Origin of the sequence: Pontibacillus yanchengensis, from assembly GCF_009856295.1 — a bacterium.
In the GTDB taxonomy this organism is placed as follows: domain Bacteria; phylum Bacillota; class Bacilli; order Bacillales; family BH030062; genus Pontibacillus; species Pontibacillus yanchengensis_A.
The window spans coordinates 15,087-30,167 of record NZ_WMEU01000010.1; the positions used below are offsets into that span (position 1 = coordinate 15,087).

The following is a 15,081-nucleotide window of genomic DNA, read 5'->3' on the forward strand; positions in this document are numbered from 1 at the left end:
TAAGGAAATTTTACTACAAATATGTTACTTTTTTCAACCCTAAAATTAATTTAAGTTAATTTCAAAGTTTCCTTCCATCAATAATAGCATCTAATAGTTCTTTTTCGGTATCATTTATTTTCATAATGATTACCACAATCACCTCTCCTGTCTTTTAACATATATTCCTTAACAAGTTTATATACATATTGTTAAAGTGTTTAAACTAAAAGATAAAATATTGTATTTAGCAGAAAGGAAGAGGTTTCAAGTATATCTGGTATATCATCTTAGTCAGAAGCAAAGATCTTTTCCGGTATCATCACTAGTTAAGCCGGTCACGATGATATCTTTAGCATTAGGTACTTACACAAATCCTTTAAGCAATTAAATACTAAATGTTCCCCAGGTGTACATAACTAATCTTCTAAATATTTAGAGAACAACTTTCTTAGTCTAAGATTGAATTTTTTTGTACTTATGATTGCCAAAAATCATAGTATAGAATATATTTGAAATAAGAGATAGTTAAAAATAATAAAACACTCGCGGAAGCACCGCTAATTTTATCTTGTTGGAGAACTCATTGTTTTCCAACAAGATAGTTAGTGGTGCTTTTTTATTGGAATATTGAAGGTTATCAATCATATCAATTATTGAAGTTGTACTTTAACAGCGGTTCACCAAGATTCCTCTCAGGTTCGCACCTGATTTTCATAACTGCAGTTAACTAAATATTCTATAACTTTATTCCTTGCTTGGATAAATAAATTAATACCTTTTATTGAACAGGATTAGGGAAGCACGCCCCTTAAAACATGGGGGTGTTTTATATGATAAAACAGAAAGGATGAGTAAGAATGAAGAACAAAATTGGGAATGTTCTTTTCCTTCATTCAGCTAACAATGCTGTACATCATTTAGAATCACAAAGAAAATCTTGTACACACAAAACAATTGTTGTTGATTCCTTGAACAGAATTAATCGCGATATCATTAACATTTATTATTTTCGTTCACTTATAAATCAACACAACTCAAATCTAATCGTACTTAACGGAGGTGAGCAGTTTGGAAAATAAGAACTCACATATTGTAGAGCGTTTTTACTCACAAGACAAAGAAACTGATTTTATATCTGTTTTGAACTTAATCATTAATAATAAAATTGATGACCTTGTCCATAATGCTAGTAAGGTAAACACTGCTACATTTCAATACAGTAAGAAAGGAAATGAAAATAACAAATGAGACATGCTGTGTACATTCGAGTTTCAACGGATAAGGAAGAAAAAAAGCATCATTATAATACCAGAAAGACTTATTCTTAAGATATATAGAGGAGCAGGGGTGGGACATCTACGAAATATATGTAGATGTTCAAACAGGAACGACTGCAAAGAGGAAAAACCTTCAAAAGATGATTGAAGACTCTCAAGAAAAAATTTTGATGTGATTGTAGCTGAAGAACTCTCTCGTTTAGCACGTGGAGAACTTTCCTACGAAATCAAAAACCTTTGTGAAAATCAGAGAATTCTCATCATCACCTTAGTTAATACAATCAATACACTGAAGGTAACACAAACATGTTTGGTCTATACTTTTCTGGCCAAACAATCGAACGTACTATTTACGTTATGGCATAAAAACGAAAGTTTAAATCTCAAAAGTTTATTCTAGCGTAAATATTATCATAATGATCATAAAAGGTAGGGATTGATATGTATAATACTGTTGCAGTACCAATAAAATGGAAATCGATATTGTATATTAGGGTGGCATCTAAACCTCAAGTGACATCGAATAGTTCAAAATCAAAATACAATAAGGGGCTTCGAACTGTTAGGATCGGTAATACACCGTATGTCCTACCTGAACAACTTTTAACACCTAAATATAGTTATGAGAATCGGTTTCATGGATATAGTATCTTAAAGGAAAAAATGCTGAATAGAATTAAGTAAAACATGTAAAATCGAATATCTTTAATATAAATCGCGGAAGCACCGCTAACGAATCTTCTTGAAGAATTCTTTTTCTTCAGAGATTGTTAGCGGTGCTTTTTTATTTTACTTTTGAAAGGATAAATAACAATGTTAGATAAAAACACTAATGTGGTTGAGGATATTTACTCACATGAAAAAGACACTTACTTTAAGTCTGTAATGAACTTTATATTTGATCATAAAATTGAGAATCTTGTCCATAATGCTAATAAGGTAAACACTGCTACATCTCAAATCGATCAGAAAGGATATGAGAACAAATGAGATGTGCTGTGTACATTCGAGTTTCAACTGATAAAGAAGAACAAAAAGCATCATTAAAGTACCAGAAAGATTTGTTCTATAGATACATTGAAGAGCAAGGTTGGGACATATACGAAATTTATGTAGATGTCCAAACAGGAACGACTGCAAAAAGGAAAAACCTCCAAAAAATGATTGAAGATGCACAAGATAAAAAGTTTGATATGATTTTGGCTAAAGAACTTTCTCGTTTAGCACGAAATGGAGAACTTTCTTATAAAATCAAAAATCTTTGTGAAAACCAGGGTATTCATATCATCACATTGGACAACGCAATCAATACGTTAGAGGGTAACACAAACATGTTTGGTCTCTATGCTTGGCTATACGAACAAGAGTCCCAAAATACAAGCAATCGGGTTAAAGAAACTTTACGTACAAGAGCTAAAAAAGGACTTTTCCAAGGATCTATTCCACCATATGGATATAATGTTCAAGATGGAAAACTCCAAGTAAGGGATGATATTACACCTGATATAGTTAAAAGGATATTCGATGAATACCTAAGTGGAAGTGGCAGGGAAAGTATAGCTAGAAGGCTTTACAATGAAGACATCCCCACTCCAGCAGACGTTGCAGGAAAGAAAAATGCTGGTGATAAGTGGAATGATTCAACAATCAAACTTATACTAACCAATCCTCATTATGTTGGTGACTTGGTTCAGGGTAGATCCACAACAGTAAGTGTCACGAGTAAAAAGCGCAAGACGATTGAAAAGGAGCAGCATATTGTTCACAAAGATACACACGAACCTATTATTTCAAGAGAAGTTTTTAATGCTGTACAACGACAACTAAAACGAAGATCTAAAATGATTCCTGCTCCCAAGAAACACCTGTTCACGAATATTCTTTTCTGTGCTGATTGTGGTAAAGGAATGTGGTATCGAAGTAATCGTAAAGGCTATATATGCGGGAGTTATGCACGATACGGGAATAAAGCATGCACTAGCCATACTGTAAAAGAGGATTTGCTAAAAAACACGATTTTAACAGATATTAAAACGTTAGTTGAAGATATTAATAAGGAAGAATACGTCAAACAACTTGAGCTAAAGTCAAAGCAATCTAAAAAAGATATTCAAAAACAAATCGACAAAGTAAATAAGCAAATTGATTTGTTAAAAAGAAGAAAGAGCAAGTATCTTAAGCTTTTGGCTGATGAGAAGATTGCTCATGATGATTACCTTGAAAATGTTGAAGCTAACAACACTGAGATCAATGAATTAGTTCAAAAGAAGAGCGAACTACTTATATCGTTGGAAAGTGAGCAAGTGGTTGATAACATTAATCATCTTAAACAAGAACTGCTTAGCTTCCTTAATTTCGATGAATTGACCCCTGAGATGTTACATCGCTTAGTTCATCGAATTGAAGTAAAAGAGAATGGCATCCCTAAAATTCAATACGCCTTCTCTATCCCTCAATAATTAAATAGAAGCAGGAATCCCTTATTGGGAGCCTGCTTCTTCTTTTAAAACTATCTGCGACACACATTCAATGTGCCCCGTCTGCGGAAACATATCAACTGGCTGAACCTCCTGCGTCTCAAATCCACCATCCTCAAGAATGCGAAGATCTCGCGCTAAAGTAGATGGATTGCAAGATACATACACAATCTTCTCCGGCTTCATTTCAATCATTGCCTTCAATAACGATTCATCGCAGCCTTTGCGTGGTGGATCGACGACGATGACGTCTGGTTGGAGGCCTTGGGCTTGCCACCATGGGAGTAATGATTCGGCTTCGCCAACGTAGAATTCGGCGTTTTCGATATCGTTTAGTTTGGCGTTTTTCTTGGCGTCGTCTACGGCTGGGGCGACGACTTCTACACCTAGGACTCTTTTGGCTTTTTGGGCTAGGAATAGGCTGATCGTGCCGATACCGCAATAGGCGTCTACGACAGTTTCGTGTCCTTTTAGGTCTGCGTACTCTAGTGCTTGGTCATATAGGCGCTTTGTTTGGGTTGGGTTTACTTGATAAAAGGACTTTGGCGAGATGTTGAATTTGATGTCGCCGATTTGATCGACGATGTATTTGTCTCCCCAGATGACGTTCGTTTGCTCGCCTAGGATGACGTTTGTTTTCTTGCTGTTTACGTTATGCACAATCGACTTCACATTTGGGAACGTCTCGCGAATTTCGTTTACGATCGCATCTTGGTGTGGAAGCTTTTTCGTTTTTGTCACCAATACGACCATGATATCGCCAGTGTGTTGACCTGTGCGCACCATGATATGGCGCAACACGCCGCTGTGGTGCTCTTCCTTGTAGGCTTCGATACCGTATTGCTCGGCGATACGGCGAACGGCTTCCACCATACGGTCGTTGTGTTCGTCTTGGATGATGCACGTATCCATATCGATGATTTCGTGGCTTCGCTTGCGGTAAAAGCCAGCTTTCAAGCCACCATCGTCTTTTTCTCCAACTGGAATTTGGATTTTATTACGATAGCGCCAAGGGTCGTCCATTCCGATGACAGGGTGTACGGGAACGTCACTCAGATGACCGATTTTGTGCATGGCGTCTTTGACTTGCTTTTGCTTCATATCAAGCTGTAAGGAATAACTCATATGCTGGAGCTGACAGCCTCCGCATTGAACATACACATTACACGGTGGTTCAACGCGTTCCTGGCTTTCTTCTTCGACATCTAAAAGCTTTCCAAATCCGAAGTTCTTCTTTACTTTGATCACTTTTACTTGGCCTGTTTCACCTGGAAGGGCGTATGGAACAAATAATGGATAGCCATCTACTTTCCCTACACCATTTCCTTCATGAGTCAGGTCTTCAAAAGTAACTTCAATCGTTTGATTTTTTTGTACAGGTGGTTGTGGTTTCGACATGTGTACCTTCCTTTACCGTTCAGCATTCTGGTATGCATTATATCATAGTTTACCCTTCAACCGCTTTTTTAGAAACGATTGGATTATTGGAGAAAAAATTGATCAAACGTTTGATCAATACTTCTATAGTGCTTAGATTTACCCGCCAGGCTTAAGCAAAGCATCATTACGGCGACTGCTGCCACAGTGAGGATTTGCTTAAGCCACCCATGAGAGCACAAACGAAAGACAGCCATATTAACACTGGCTGTCTTCATTCTCCCATCGACCTCTAGGGACATAAAATTCGAGGTGGCGATATAAATTGACAAATTCCCCGGGTAATAATCCGCCAAATTCCCCGTCAATATTTAACTGCATTTTCTCGTCTGTGTGTACTTTAATACGATTCGCTGTCGTGTAGATGACGTTCGGATCATTGATGTGATTGCCTTTCATCGCTAGGCTGGCTAGTCGTATTAATTCGCCAATGTTCACCTTTTTAATAATAAGCAAATCGAACATGCCGTCATCCATCAACGCATCTGGCGCTAGTTTTTCCAAGCCACCGATCGAGTTGGTATTCGATACGAGAAACACCATGACTTCGCCTTCGAACCATTTCCCATCGTATTCGATTTGAACATAGGTTGGTCGAATCGACGGCAGCATTTCCACACCTTTTAAGTAGTATGCTAGTTGCCCAATCATGGTTTTTAGCTTACTTGGCACTTCATAGGTAAGCTCGGTTAATTTCCCGCCACCTGCGATGTTGATGAAGTGGTGATCGTTGACTCGTCCAATATCAATTTCTTTGGAGTAGCCATCTAAAATAACATCCACGGCACCCTTCACGTTACGTGGCACACAAATCGCTCTTGCAAAGTCATTGGTTGTACCAACCGGGATAATGCCTACCTTGGGACGAAATTCGTGTTCTGCTATTCCGTGTACTACTTCATTTATTGTTCCATCCCCACCTGCAGCAACAACAAGGTCAAAGGAACGCTCTACCGCTAATCTCGCGGCTTTGGTTGCGTCTCCTTCGCCTACCGTCGCGTGGGTGGAAGTTTCATAGCCTGCTTGCTCGAAACGCTGCAAGATTTCAGGGAGTTCTCGTCTCACGGCTTCTCTTCCTGAGGTTGGATTGTATATGATCCTGGCACGCTTCATAGGTCTTCCTCCATCCAAGCCATATTCCCTCTCATCATAGCTCGTTTTTCTATGTTTGAAAAGTTTTTGACCTTATTATCATATCCGTAGTAACGAGTACGCAAACCATCCCTTTTACGTTTCACGTTTACTAGGCGTCTATCCATCAATAAATCCTGCTACATGGAAGGTAGCAGGATTTATGACAAGGACATGTTCATCCATATGAGTGTCTCTTAGCGTTTATCCATTTCCTCGATAATGATCTTGTTTACCATTGGAGGATTTGCTTGTCCTTTGGTTGCTTTCATTACCTGTCCTACTAAGAATCCAAGGGCTTTATCCTTACCGTTCTTGTAGTCATCAATGGATTGCTGGTTGTTGTCTAGAATACCAGAGATGATGTCACGTAGTTGACCTTCATCGGAGATCTGGCCTAGGCCTTGATCTTTTACAAACTTCTCTGGTTCAGTTCCGTTTTCGACCGTCTCAGCAAAAACTTTCTTCGCAATCTTAGAAGAGATCGTGCCATCTTCAATAAGCTTAATCATCGTTGCAAGGTTTTGAGGCGTTAACGCTAGGTCCTCTAGCTCTTTCTGGTTTTTGTTCATGTAACCAGAAACCTCACCCATCAACCAGTTAGAAGCCTGTTTCACTTCTGCTCCAGCATTAATGGTCTCTTCGAAGAAGTCGGAAAGTTCTTTGTTATTGGTTAGTACCATTGCGTCGTACTCAGGTAGCTTCAGTTCGTTAATATAACGAGCCTTACGAGTATCTGGCAACTCTGGAATTTCGTCATAGATGCGTTTCTTCCACTCTTCATCGATGTAGAGTGGTACAAGGTCTGGCTCTGGGAAGTAACGGTAGTCATCCGAACCTTCTTTGACACGCATGAGAACCGTTTCTTTCGTTTGCTCATCAAAACGACGTGTTTCTTGCAGCATTTCGCCTCCATCTTGAAGAACTTGCTGCTGGCGCTGCTCTTCAAATTCGAGCCCTTTCTGAACGAAAGAGAAAGAGTTCAGGTTCTTAAGCTCTGTCTTCGTACCGAATTCCTCTTGGCCAATTGGGCGAATGGAAATGTTGGCATCGGCGCGCAGGGAACCTTCTTCCATCTTACAGTCTGAAACGCCTGTGTACTGAATGATGTTCTTCAGTTTTTCAAGATAGGCATACGCTTCTTGCGGTGAGCTAATGTCTGGCTCTGATACAATCTCTACGAGAGGTGTACCTTGGCGGTTGTAGTCGACAAGGGAATAGCCATCGTCACTGTGTGTTAGCTTACCAGCGTCTTCTTCAATGTGCAGACGCGTGATACCGATGCGCTTCGTCTTGCCATCTACTTCAATATCAATATGCCCATTTTCTGCGATTGGCTGGTCAAATTGGGAGATTTGATACGCCTTCGGATTGTCTGGATAGAAATAGTTTTTACGATCAAATTTTGTATGGCTTGCAATGTCACAATTTAAAGCCATGCCTGCTTTCATTGCGTAGTTGACCACTTCTTCATTTAAAACAGGTAATACCCCTGGGTACCCTAAGTCAATTGGGTTTACATTGGAGTTTGGTTCACTACCGAATGCGTTTGGACTTGGGCTGAAGATTTTGGATGCTGTTTTTAGCTCTACGTGGACTTCAATACCAATAATCGTTTCAAAGTTCATTAGTTGGCACCTCCCAGGGACGGCTTTTGTGTATGGTAATCTGTCGCCTGCTCGTAAGCATGGGCTGCGCGATAAACGGTTCCTTCATCGAAGTGGTTACCAATGATTTGTAGACCAATTGGCAGACCTTCAGAAGAGAAGCCACATGGTACTGAAATGCCTGGAACACCAGCTAAGTTGACTGGAATCGTTAGAATGTCGTTGGCGTACATCGTTAATGGGTCCTCTGTCTTCTCGCCCACTTTAAAGGCAGGTGTTGGTGTTGTTGGCCCAATGATTACGTCATAATTCGCAAATACTTTTTCAAAGTCTTGCTTAATGAGCGTACGAACTTTTTGTGCTTTCTTATAGTAAGCATCATAGTATCCTGAGCTTAATGCAAAGGTACCTAGCATAATACGACGTTTCACTTCATCACCAAAGCCTTCACTACGAGAGAGCTTGAACATGTCGATCATGTTTTCAGCTTGCTCAGAACGACGGCCATAGCGCACGCCATCAAAACGAGCTAGGTTTGCAGAAGCTTCGGATGAAGAAAGCAAGTAATACGTGGAAAGCGCGTATTTAGAGTGAGGCAGTGTAACCTCTTCCCATGTAGCACCCATATCTTCATAGACTTTTAATGCATCGCGAACGGCTGTCTTCACTTCTTCAGAAACACCTTCTGCAAAGTATTCCTTCGGTACACCAATTTTAAGGCCTTTCACATCGCCTGTAAGAGCTTCGGTGTATTTAGGGACTTCTAGGTCAGCTGAAGTAGAATCCATTTTGTCATGGCCTGCAATGGTCTCTAGAACGTAAGCATTGTCTTCTACCGTACGTGTTAGCGGTCCGATTTGATCAAGAGATGATGCGAATGCAATTAAACCAAAACGAGATACACGTCCGTATGTTGGCTTTAAGCCGACAACGCCACAATAGGCTGCTGGCTGGCGAATCGATCCACCTGTGTCAGAGCCAAGTGAAAATGGTACCTCTCCTGCTGCAACTGCAGCTGCGGAACCACCACTAGAGCCACCAGGTACATAATCTGTATTCCATGGATTACGAGTAGCATAGTAGCTAGAGTTTTCGTTGGAGGAACCCATTGCGAATTCATCCATGTTTAATTTACCTACTGTTACGGATTCAGCACCGTTCAGTTTTTGAACGACATGGGCATCGTAAAGTGGATCGTTTAGATTATCTAAAATTTGACTCGCTGCAGTGGAACGGAGTCCTTTTGTAACGATGTTGTCTTTAATTCCGATTGGCATTCCAAATAGAAGGCCTCGTCCTTCTGTTGTGCCACGAAGTTCGTCTAGCTCGTTCGCACGCTCGCGAGCTGCTTCTTCATTAAGGGTTAAAAAGGCCTTTACTTCTCCATCTACATCATTGATGCGGTTGTACGCCTCATTCAAAAGATCGTTCACGCTGATCTCTTTCGTATGTAACCACTCTTGTATTTCGGATAGCTTGTGATCAAATAATGACATGTGTTTCCCTCCCTATTCCAAAATAGATGGCACGCGAAATTGTCCATCTTGCTTTTCTGGTGCATTTTTAAGTGCTTCTTCTTTTGTTAACCAGTGTTTCGGCTCGTCCTTACGAGTCACATTCTTCAAATCTAGAACGTGTGTCGTAGGCTCTACACCTTCTGTATCTAATTCGTTTAGCTGTTCGGCAAATGTAATAATATCGTCTAATTGCTTTGTAAACATGTCTGCTTCGTCTTCCGAAACATGTAACCGTGCTAAATGAGCAACGTGCTTTACTTGTTCTTTACTAATTCGTGACATTGTTTAACCTCCATTCGTATCGAACCTCACATATTATATGATGATACCAAAAAGCACCCCTAACAATCAACGTTGACACTATTTATTTACATAAGAAATCCATTTATCGACGTATGGTCTGCCTACACGACGTAGGTTGGTTCAATTTTCCTGCGTGAGGCGGGCCTACAGGATGTAAGTCAGTTCAATGTTGCTGTACGATGCAGCGACCTTAATCGAAACCTAAAGGCGCTTGATCAGCTCCGACCTGCTTACGCAAAGCTTCGGCGTGGGGATTTTTCTACAGCGAGGGTATGTTTAAGACCTTGAGAGGATGGCTGATACCTATTCTCTTTTTTCCTTATTAAAAGTAAAAAACCTCTCCTACCGAAATAGAAGAGGTTTTGATCATAATAATTATTTAGCTTTTGCTGCATCAAATTCTTGCTTAATTTCTTCAGATGGCTCTTTATCAATTAAGCTGACTACGATTGCTACCAGTCCACAAAGGATGAAGGCTGGAACAATTTCGTATAGAGCGAATACAGGCGTCACATATACTTTCCAAATAACAACCGTTGCTGCCCCTACGATAATTCCGAATAAAGCGCCATTACGCGTAAGGCCTTTCCAGAATAGAGATAGGATTACGATTGGGCCGAATGCTCCGCCAAATCCTGCCCATGCGTAACTTACAAGACCTAGTACAGAGCTTTCTGGATTATAGGCTAGTAAGACCGCAATTAAGGCAATGGCACCAACAGAGAAACGACCTACCCATACTAGTTCACGCTCTGTAGCATTTTTTCGAAGAATCGCTTTGTAGAAGTCCTCCGCTACAGCTGAAGATGAAACAAGTAGCTGCGAGTCAATGGTACTCATGATTGCAGATAAAATCGCTGCTAGTAGAATACCTGCAATGATTGGATGGAATAATACTTGTGAAAACGCGATAAAGATTTTCTCAGGGTCATCTAGCATTTGAATGCCGCCTTCTCCCTGAACGACTTTCACACCGAATTCCGTTAATGCAGCTGTATTGCCTGCATCGGCAACATAAGCAAGACCAACGAAACCAGTGAAGATTGCTCCATAAAGTCCTAAGATCATCCATGTAATACCAATAAAACGTGCTTTCGGTACATCATTAGCAGAACGTAATGCCATAAAACGAGTTAAAATGTGTGGTTGACCAAAGTAACCAAGCCCCCACGCCATTGATGAAATGATAGCTAACAATCCAACACCTTCCACCATGTCCAAGCGAGTTGGATCAATATCACCTACCGATTGCATTACTTGACCCCAGCCACCAAGTTCGTTAATTGCTACGATTGGTACTGCAATCAATGCAAGGAACATTAAGATACCTTGAACAAAGTCGGTCCAACTTACGGCTAAGAAACCGCCTAAGAATGTATAGGAAATAATAACAATAGCACCAATCCATAGAGCTTGCTGATAGCCAAGTCCAAAGGATGCCTCAAATAGTTTTGCCCCAGCTACCATACCTGAGGACGTATAGAAGGTAAAGAATAATAAAATAACGAGCGCGGAGATAACACGCAAAATATGTGAGTTGTCACGGAAGCGATTTTCAAAGAAGTCAGGTACTGTAATTGAATCATTTGCAACTTCAGTATAAACACGCAAACGACGTGCAACGAATTGCCAGTTTAAGTACGCACCAATAGCAAGACCTACCCCAATCCATGCAGCAGAAAGTCCTCCGCCATAAATGGCACCAGGTAATCCTAATAATAGCCAACCACTCATATCTGATGCTCCGGCACTAAGTGCGGCAACACCAGGTCCTAAGCGGCGTCCACCTAATACATAATCTGATAAGTTACTTGTTAAACGATAAGCCGCAAGTCCAATGACAAGCATTCCAATTAAATAAACTATAAAAGTAATTAACGTAGCTGTACCCATAAGCTCTACTCTCTCCTTTCAGTAAATAACGTAATAGCGGATAAGATAATTAAAATCGGCATTGGAACAAATAACCAAAACCATGTGGCTCCTGCAATAGCATATTCCTCGCCCATTCTTTAACCTCCTTTAAAATATGTGTATTGAATTATATATACACCCCTATACATTTTTCCCCCTATTCAGAAAATAGGTGTTTGAATGTAATAAAAGGGATATAAGCGATTAATATGATTTAATATAACACAAAGATATTATTTGAACATTCTAAATTTTAAAAAAATATAAACTCTATGAATAATTATACAACAATACAGGACTTTTGTGTGCATATATTCAAATCGACCTATATGTATTCAAGATAACTTATAAAATTAAATCCTGAAAATTATATATGTCCATCCATATCATTCCATTTCCCCATAAAGTCTCGCCTCTATTCTATCCTCACTCGATAAAATTACCCTCTCAAATTGGTTGAGAGGGTAAAGTTGTAACCTAAAGCATTTCAGACGTCGTTTTCCCTTGCATGTGATGAAGCAAATAATCTGGTCCACCTGCTTTCGAGTCAGTTCCAGACATATTAAATCCACCAAATGGGTGATATCCGACAATAGCTGCTGTACATCCACGATTAAAGTATAAATTCCCAACATGAAAATCTTCTCTTGCCTGTTCAATGTGAAGACGATTCTTCGTAATGACGGCCCCAGTTAGACCATAATCTGTATTGTTAGCGATTTCAAGAGCTTTATCGAATGACTTCGCTTTCGTAAATCCTAAGACAGGTCCAAAAATCTCCTCTTGCATGATTGTTGCATTGGGATCTAGGTCCGCAAAAATGGTCGGTTTGATAAAGAATCCAGTACTGGCATCGCCATCTCCACCGGTCATTAACTTCCCTTCTTCTTTTCCAGTTTTAATATATTCCATAATTTTATCGTAAGCACCTTGATCAATAACTGGTCCCATGAACGTGCTGCCATCCTCTGGGTCTTGTACGTTCACGCGTTCTTCTGTCAACTCCACACAGCGCTTTAACAAGGTATCATAAATAGCTTCATGAGCGACGACACGAGAACATGCAGAACATTTCTGCCCGCTGAAACCAAAGGCTGAGTTAACAATGGAATCCGCTGCAAGTTCAAGATCGGCATCTTCATCCACAACAATCGTGTCCTTCCCACCCATTTCAGCTATCACACGCTTCAACCAAATTTGATCTGGTTGAACCTTTGCTGCTCTCTCGTAGATTCTCGTTCCCACTTCTCTCGACCCTGTGAAACTAATCAATCGAGTTCGAGGGTGATCGACCAAATAATCTCCAATCTCCGATCCGCTTCCAGGGATAAAATTGATGACCCCATTAGGAAGGCCTGCTTCTTCTAGCACTTCCATCATTTTATATGCAATAATCGGCGTCAGACTAGCGGGTTTCAATAAGACTGTATTGCCAGTTACCATTGGTGCTACCGTCGTTCCACACATAATCGCAAATAAGAAATTCCATGGTGAAAGGGTTAAGGTCACCCCAAGAGGAATATAGTGAAAACGACTATTATCTACATTTGGACGATTGAAGACAGACTCTCCATCTTTAATGGTCAATATTTGGCGAGCATAATATTCCATGAAGTCGATAGCTTCTGCTGTATCCGCATCTGCTTCCTTCCATGGCTTCCCACCTTCTTTAACCAAATGAGCTGAGAAGTCATGCTTCTTACGCCTTACGATGGCTGCTGCACGAAATAAAATGTCTGCGCGCATTTCAGGCTTTGATTTTCGCCACCATTGGAACGTTTCATCCGCCACCTGCATCGCTTTTTCAGCAAGCTTCTGGTCAGCTTTTGAAACATAGCCTATCACTTCTTCTTTGTTGGCAGGATTAAACGATGTAATCCTGTCCTCTGTGTAAATACGTTCTCCTCCAATAATAAGAGGGTATTCTTTCCCAAACTCTGCCTCCACTCGCTTCAGTGCCGCTTCCATTGCTTGTTTATTCTCAGGTACACTAAAATCGGTAAAAGGCTCATGCTGATACGGTGCTACCATGAACAAACGCCTCCTTCAATTCCGCTACTTTTTTTCATCTATGATAGGATATGCCATTTGGAGAAGTTCTATGAGTTTTTCCTTGATGAGAAGTTGGCGTGTTATCTTCTCGTGTTTATATCGGCGAGTTTGGGTGATTTATCGGCGACTTTCCGAACTATAGCAGCGCCATTTCAGTTATATCGGCGAAAATAGAAATATATCCGCGCCCCTCCATATATATCCGCGACTCCCGCTCCACACAGACAAAAAAGGCTAACCATCCGGCTAGCCTTGTAGTGCTTTTTCAAAATCCTCTTTTAGATCCTCTACATCTTCCAGTCCAATCGAAACTCGGACAAGTCCATCTGTAATGCCTAGTTCTGCTCTTCGTTCTTTCGGAATCGAAGCATGGGTCATTTTCGCAGGTACGGAAATGAGACTTTCCACTGCTCCTAGGCTTTCTGCTAATGTAAAATAGCGGAGGTTCATAAGCAGTTTTTCTGCGTTCGCATCACTACCAACATCAAAGGACACCATGCCACCTCCACCACGAGCTTGTTTTGCGTGCGTATCATATCCTACGTGTGTAGTTATGCCTGGATAATAAATATTGCTTACCTGAGGGTGGTTTTGCAAGAAGCGGATGAACTCTTTTGTATTCGATTCGATTTCTTCCATCCGAACTCCTAATGTCTTAATCCCTCGCATCAGCAGCCACGCATCTTGCGGCCCAAGTACGGCTCCAGCAGAGTTCAAAATAAAATGGAGATCGCTTGCTAACGCTTCAGAATTCACTACGACCAACCCTGCTACCACATCACTGTGGCCACCTAAATATTTCGTGGCACTGTGCAATACGATATCCGCTCCATAATCAATTGGATTTTGCCAGTATGGCGTGCTGAACGTGTTATCCACGATAAACGTCAGGCCATGCTCCTCAGCAAGATCAGAGGTTGCTTGTAAATCCGTTACCTTAAGTAACGGATTGGTTGGTGTTTCTACATAAATGGCTTTTGTATTCGGCTTGATGGCTTTTTTGATCTTAGCTTGATCGGACGTATCGACAAACGACACGTCTAAATTAAAACGGTTCAACACACTCGATACGAGACGGTACGTACCTCCATATACGTCGTCTGTAAAAATGAGATGATCTCCGCTATTATATAGCATCAACACGGAGGTAATCGCAGCCATCCCAGAACCAAAGGCAAATCCAGCTTTGCCACCTTCGATATCTTTAATGAACTCTTCTAATGCGTGACGGGTAGGATTCCCTGTACGAGAATACTCATACCCTTTGTGCTGACCCACGCCATCTTGTTTGTACGTACTTACTTGATATATCGGGACCGATACAGCACCTGTCTGTTCATCTCCCGTGATACCGCCGTGTATTAGTTGTGTTTTTCGTCTCATA

General features: G+C 40.7%; 13 protein-coding genes. 4 read left to right on the forward strand and 9 right to left on the reverse strand.

Annotated features, from left to right (window positions below; all coding sequences use genetic code 11):
* The first annotated feature begins 839 nt into the window (after nt 1–839).
* The 4 genes from GLW08_RS19465 (at nt 840) to GLW08_RS19480 (ending at nt 3,718) form a co-directional block, all read left to right on the forward strand.
* On the forward strand, nt 840–1,061 hold the full coding sequence (locus tag GLW08_RS19465; protein WP_160850295.1) for a hypothetical protein: 222 nt from the start codon (nt 840–842) through the stop codon (nt 1,059–1,061).
* Entirely contained in the window at nt 1,051–1,230 is a 180-nt protein-coding gene (locus GLW08_RS19470; protein WP_160850296.1) for a hypothetical protein, read from the forward strand. Before GLW08_RS19465 ends, GLW08_RS19470 begins: the two co-directional genes overlap by 11 nt.
* 115 nt (nt 1,231–1,345) lie before the next feature.
* Entirely contained in the window at nt 1,346–1,435 is a 90-nt protein-coding gene (locus GLW08_RS22035; RefSeq protein ID WP_337193968.1) for a hypothetical protein, read from the forward strand.
* An 810-nt stretch (nt 1,436–2,245) separates the two neighbouring features.
* Nucleotides 2,246–3,718, forward strand: coding sequence for a recombinase family protein (locus tag GLW08_RS19480; protein ID WP_160850297.1), 1,473 nt, complete (start codon nt 2,246–2,248; stop codon nt 3,716–3,718).
* Between the two features lie 21 nt (nt 3,719–3,739).
* On the opposite strand, the gene rlmD is transcribed toward GLW08_RS19480, so the two are convergent.
* From rlmD to GLW08_RS19525, 9 genes are all read right to left on the reverse strand, one after another.
* The gene (rlmD, locus tag GLW08_RS19485; protein ID WP_160850298.1) at nt 3,740–5,134 is read right to left on the reverse strand and encodes a 23S rRNA (uracil(1939)-C(5))-methyltransferase RlmD; all 1,395 of its coding nucleotides are present in this window, start codon (nt 5,132–5,134) and stop codon (nt 3,740–3,742) included.
* 237 nt (nt 5,135–5,371) lie between these two features.
* Nucleotides 5,372–6,286 carry a diacylglycerol kinase gene (locus tag GLW08_RS19490; protein ID WP_160850299.1) on the reverse strand — a complete coding sequence of 305 codons (915 nt, stop codon included), beginning with the start codon at nt 6,284–6,286 and terminating at the stop codon, nt 5,372–5,374.
* Nucleotides 6,283–6,432: a hypothetical protein gene (locus GLW08_RS19495; protein WP_160850300.1), complete on the reverse strand. Its 150-nt coding sequence runs from the start codon at nt 6,430–6,432 to the stop codon at nt 6,283–6,285. Before GLW08_RS19495 ends, GLW08_RS19490 begins: the two co-directional genes overlap by 4 nt.
* A gap of 69 nt (nt 6,433–6,501) precedes the next feature.
* On the reverse strand, nt 6,502–7,932 hold the full coding sequence (gene gatB, locus GLW08_RS19500) for an Asp-tRNA(Asn)/Glu-tRNA(Gln) amidotransferase subunit GatB (protein ID WP_160850301.1): 1,431 nt from the start codon (nt 7,930–7,932) through the stop codon (nt 6,502–6,504).
* On the reverse strand, nt 7,932–9,407 hold the full coding sequence (gatA, locus tag GLW08_RS19505; RefSeq protein WP_160850302.1) for an Asp-tRNA(Asn)/Glu-tRNA(Gln) amidotransferase subunit GatA: 1,476 nt from the start codon (nt 9,405–9,407) through the stop codon (nt 7,932–7,934). The genes gatB and gatA overlap by 1 nt, the downstream gene beginning before the upstream one ends.
* A 12-nt stretch (nt 9,408–9,419) precedes the next feature.
* Nucleotides 9,420–9,710: an Asp-tRNA(Asn)/Glu-tRNA(Gln) amidotransferase subunit GatC gene (gene gatC, locus GLW08_RS19510; RefSeq protein WP_160850303.1), complete on the reverse strand. Its 291-nt coding sequence runs from the start codon at nt 9,708–9,710 to the stop codon at nt 9,420–9,422.
* A 396-nt stretch (nt 9,711–10,106) separates the two neighbouring features.
* Nucleotides 10,107–11,624, reverse strand: coding sequence for a sodium/proline symporter PutP (putP, locus tag GLW08_RS19515; protein WP_160850304.1), 1,518 nt, complete (start codon nt 11,622–11,624; stop codon nt 10,107–10,109).
* A gap of 498 nt (nt 11,625–12,122) precedes the next feature.
* On the reverse strand, nt 12,123–13,676 hold the full coding sequence (gene pruA / locus GLW08_RS19520; protein ID WP_160850305.1) for an L-glutamate gamma-semialdehyde dehydrogenase: 1,554 nt from the start codon (nt 13,674–13,676) through the stop codon (nt 12,123–12,125).
* A gap of 267 nt (nt 13,677–13,943) precedes the next feature.
* Entirely contained in the window at nt 13,944–15,080 is a 1,137-nt protein-coding gene (locus GLW08_RS19525; RefSeq protein WP_160850306.1) for a bifunctional cystathionine gamma-lyase/homocysteine desulfhydrase, read from the reverse strand.
* Nucleotide 15,081: the final 1 nt, after the last annotated feature.

What these genes read in the sequence shown, in the direction of transcription:
- GLW08_RS19465 (WP_160850295.1), top strand. Translation starts at nt 840, where the DNA reads ATGAAGAACAAAATTGGGAATGTTCTTTTCCTTCATTCAGCTAACAAT.
- GLW08_RS19480 (WP_160850297.1), top strand. Translation starts at nt 2,246, where the DNA reads ATGAGATGTGCTGTGTACATTCGAGTTTCAACTGATAAAGAAGAACAA.
- rlmD (WP_160850298.1), bottom strand. Translation starts at nt 5,134, where the DNA reads ATGTCGAAACCACAACCACCTGTACAAAAAAATCAAACGATTGAAGTT.
- GLW08_RS19490 (WP_160850299.1), bottom strand. Translation starts at nt 6,286, where the DNA reads ATGAAGCGTGCCAGGATCATATACAATCCAACCTCAGGAAGAGAAGCC.
- GLW08_RS19495 (WP_160850300.1), bottom strand. Translation starts at nt 6,432, where the DNA reads ATGGATAGACGCCTAGTAAACGTGAAACGTAAAAGGGATGGTTTGCGT.
- gatB (WP_160850301.1), bottom strand. Translation starts at nt 7,932, where the DNA reads ATGAACTTTGAAACGATTATTGGTATTGAAGTCCACGTAGAGCTAAAA.
- gatA (WP_160850302.1), bottom strand. Translation starts at nt 9,407, where the DNA reads ATGTCATTATTTGATCACAAGCTATCCGAAATACAAGAGTGGTTACAT.
- gatC (WP_160850303.1), bottom strand. Translation starts at nt 9,710, where the DNA reads ATGTCACGAATTAGTAAAGAACAAGTAAAGCACGTTGCTCATTTAGCA.
- putP (WP_160850304.1), bottom strand. Translation starts at nt 11,624, where the DNA reads ATGGGTACAGCTACGTTAATTACTTTTATAGTTTATTTAATTGGAATG.
- pruA (WP_160850305.1), bottom strand. Translation starts at nt 13,676, where the DNA reads ATGGTAGCACCGTATCAGCATGAGCCTTTTACCGATTTTAGTGTACCT.
- GLW08_RS19525 (WP_160850306.1), bottom strand. Translation starts at nt 15,080, where the DNA reads ATGAGACGAAAAACACAACTAATACACGGCGGTATCACGGGAGATGAA.